Source organism: Kitasatospora sp. NPDC087315 (genome assembly GCF_044744345.1).
Lineage (GTDB): Bacteria > Actinomycetota > Actinomycetes > Streptomycetales > Streptomycetaceae > Kitasatospora.
The window spans coordinates 1-3,707 of sequence record NZ_JBIUYD010000059.1; the positions used below are offsets into that span (position 1 = coordinate 1).

Annotated in this window: 2 protein-coding genes; both read left to right on the forward strand. The window is 72.8% G+C overall.

Annotated features, from left to right (window positions below):
* Positions 1–2,067, forward strand: a 2,067-nt coding sequence (locus ACIO5D_RS38445) for a beta-ketoacyl reductase (protein WP_400800950.1), incomplete at its 5' end; no start/stop codon positions are given.
* A gap of 59 nt (positions 2,068–2,126) precedes the next feature.
* On the forward strand, positions 2,127–3,707 hold a 1,581-nt coding region (locus ACIO5D_RS38450), incomplete at its 3' end, for a type I polyketide synthase (protein ID WP_400800953.1).

Genomic DNA, 3,707 nt, shown 5'->3' on the forward strand with positions numbered 1-3,707 from the left:
GACGGACCCGACCCACTGACGTCACTGCTACCGTCCCTGGCCTCCTGGCGACGCCGCAGCCGCGAACAGGCACTCACCGACTCCTGGCGCTACCGGATCACCTGGAAACCACTGGCCGATCCGAAGACAACCGTGCCGCCGGGCACCTGGGCGGCCGTGGTTCCCGCAGGTGTCCCCGAGGCGCGGCGAGTGGTCGAGGCGCTGCGTGAGCAGGGCATGAACGTGCTGCCCCTGGAGGTGAAGGCAGCAGACGCCGACCGCGGCGCTTTTGCCTCACACCTGCGGGAGACGCTGGACGGCACGGCCCCCGCCGGAGTGCTCTCCCTCCTCGCGCTGGCCGAAGGCCCGCACCCGGGCTGCCCCGAACTGCCGGCCGGGCTCGGCCTCACCCTGACGCTGATCCAGGCCCTCGGCGACGCGGGCATCGACGCGCCGCTCTGGCTCGCCACCCGGAGCGCCGTCACCACCGCCCCCGCCGGCACCGCCGGTGCCGACCGGCCGGTGGACCCCGCTCAGGCCGCCGTGTGGGGCCTGGGACGAGTCGCCGCCCTCGAACACCCGCAGCGCTGGGGCGGCATGGTCGACCTCCCCGAGAGCCTGGACCGCCGCGCCGCCACGCTGCTGTGCGCCGCCCTGGCCGGCCCCGACAACGAGGACCAGCTCGCCGTACGCGGCACCCGGCTCCTCGTCCGCAGACTGGTCCGGTCGTCCCTGGCCGCGGCGGACCCCGTCCCGGCCTGGACGCCCCGTGGCACCGTACTGATCACCGGCGGCACCGGCGGCATCGGCAGCCAGACGGCCCGCTGGCTGGCCCGCCGCGGCGCGGAACACCTGGTGCTCACCAGCCGCAGCGGACCGGCCGCCCCCGGCGCGCAGCAGCTGAAGGCCGAACTCACCGAACTCGGCGCCCGGGTCACCATCGCCGCCTGCGACGTGACCGACCGCGACGCCCTGACCGCACTGGTCCGGCAGGTGGAGGCCGACGGTTCGCAGATCCGCACCGTGCTGCACATCGCCGGCGCGGGCGTGCTCGTGCCGCTCGCCGACACCGACCTCCTGGAGTTCTCCGACACCGCCCACGCGAAGATCGTCGGCGCGGCCAACCTGGACGCGGTCTTCGACCACTCCGCACTGGACGCCTTCGTGCTCTTCTCCTCCATCTCGGCGGTCTGGGGAAGCGGGGAGCACGGCGCCTACGCGGCGGCCAACGCGTACCTCGACGGCCTCGCCGAGCGGCGCCGGGCCCGCGGCCTCGCCGCCACCTCGGTGGTCTGGGGCATCTGGAGCCCCGAGGACGGCGGCGGCATGGCCGCCAACCTCGCCGAGGAGCAGCTGCGCGGCCGCGGCATCCCCTTCATGTCGCCGCAGTCGGCCATCAACGCCTTCCAGCAGGTCCTGGACCGCGACGAGAGCGTGGTGGTCGTCGCGGACATCGACTGGGAGCGGTTCGTGCCGGTCTTCACCTCCGCACGGCCCAGCCCGCTGCTCGGTGAGGTGCCGGAGGTCGCCAGGATCCTGGCCACCGAAGCCGCCCCGGCCGGGGCCGGGGACGACGACTCCTCCGTACGCCTGCGGCTGACCGGGCTGTCCGCCGAGGAGCGCCGGCGCGCCATCTCCGAGCTGGTGTGCACCCAGATCGCCTCGGTGCTCGGGTACCCCGGCCCGTCGGCCGTCGACGAGTCACGGGCCTTCCGGGAACTCGGATTCGACTCGCTGAGCGCCGTCGACCTCCGCAACCGGCTGAGCGCGGCGACCGGGCTGCGGCTGCCCGTCACGGTGGTGTTCGACTATCCGCGGGCCCGCGCGCTGGCCGAGCACATCGGTGCCGCGCTCTTCCCCGAGCAGGCCCCCGCGGCCCCGGCCGACCCCGCGGAAGCGGAAGCCCGGGAGCTGCTGAATTCCATTCCGCTGCTGCGGCTTCAGGAATCCGGACTGCTCGACGAACTGCGCAGGCTGGCACAGTCGCCCGACACCGAATCCGCCGCGGTGCACGGCGACGGCGACTCCACGGATGCCATCGACGACATGGACGTCGACGGGCTGATCCGTATGGCGTACGACAACTAATGACCTCTGAAGAGAAGAAAAGAGCGGAGCACCCGATGACAAGCGCCGATGACAAACTCGTGGGAGCGCTGCGCGAGTCCCTGAAGGAGACCGAGCGACTGCGGCGGGCCCATCAGCAGCTCACCTCGGCGTCCCGGGAGCCGATCGGTATTGTCGCCATGAGTTGCCGTTACCCCGGGGTCAATTCCCCCGAGGAACTGTGGAATCTGGTCGCGGAGGAAAAGGACGCCATCTCCGGATTCCCGGTCAACCGCGGCTGGGACCTGGACGGCCTCTACGACCCGGACCCCGACCAGCAGGGAAAGATCTACACGACCGAGGGCGGTTTCCTGCACGACGCCGACCGTTTCGACCCGGCGTTCTTCGGCATATCGCCGCGTGAGGCCAGCGCCATGGACCCCCAGCAGCGGCTGCTGCTGGAGACCTCCTGGGAGGCCTTCGAGCGGGCCGGCATCGACCCCTCGGCCCTGAACGGCAGCAAGGTCGGCCTCTTCGTCGGAGCGGCGTACCAGGGCTGGGGCATCGACTACCAGAACGTCCCCGACGGCGTGCAGGGCCACCTGGTCACCGGCATGTCGACCAGCGTCATCTCCGGCCGCGTCTCGTACACCCTCGGCCTGGAGGGCCCCGCCGTCACGGTCGACACCGCCTGCTCGTCGTCGCTGGTGGCCCTGCACCTCGCCGTCCAGTCGCTGCGCCAGGGCGACTGCTCCATGGCCATGGTCGGCGGCACCGCGGTGATGGCCGACCCGCTCGGCCTGGTCGGCTTCAGCCGCCAGCGCGGCCTGGCCCAGGACGGCCGCTGCAAGGCGTTCAGCGACGACGCCGACGGCATGGGTCTCGGCGAGGGCGTCGGTGTGCTGCTGCTGGAGCGGCTCTCGGACGCGCGGCGCAACGGGCATCCGGTGCTGGCCGTCGTCCGGGGCAGCGCGATCAACCAGGACGGTGCGAGCAACGGGCTGAGCGCGCCGAACGGCCCCGCGCAGCAGCGGGTGATCCGGGCCGCGCTGGCCAACGCCCGGCTGAAGCCCGAACAGGTCGACATCGTGGAGGCGCACGGTACGGGGACGACGCTGGGCGACCCGATCGAGGCGGGCGCCCTGCTGGCGACGTACGGTCAGGGGCGGCCCGCGGACCGGCCGCTGTGGCTGGGCTCGGTCAAGTCCAACCTCGGTCACGCCCAGGCCGCGTCCGGTGTGGCCGGGATCATCAAGATGGTGATGGCCGTGCGGCACGGCGTGCTGCCCGCGACCCTGCACGCGGACGAACCGTCGCAGAAGGTGGACTGGGAGTCCGGCGCGGTGCGGCTGCTGACCGAGGCCCGGCCGTGGCCGCGGGGCGAGGAGCCCCGGCGGGCCGGCGTCTCCTCCTTCGGTGTCAGCGGCACCAACGCCCACGTCGTCCTGGAGCAGGCCTCACCGGAGGAGCCGGCCGCCGTCGCGGACCACACCCCCGTACTGGGTTCGGGTGTGGTGCCGTTGGTGGTGTCGGCGCGCAGTGCCGGGTCGTTGCGGGGGCAGGCCGAACGGCTCGGTGCGCTGGTGAACGGCCGTGCCGGTACGGAGCTGGGCGGGGTGGGCTTCTCGCTGGTGTCCTCACGCGCCCTGTTCGAGCACCGCGCGGTCGTGCTCGCGGAAAAC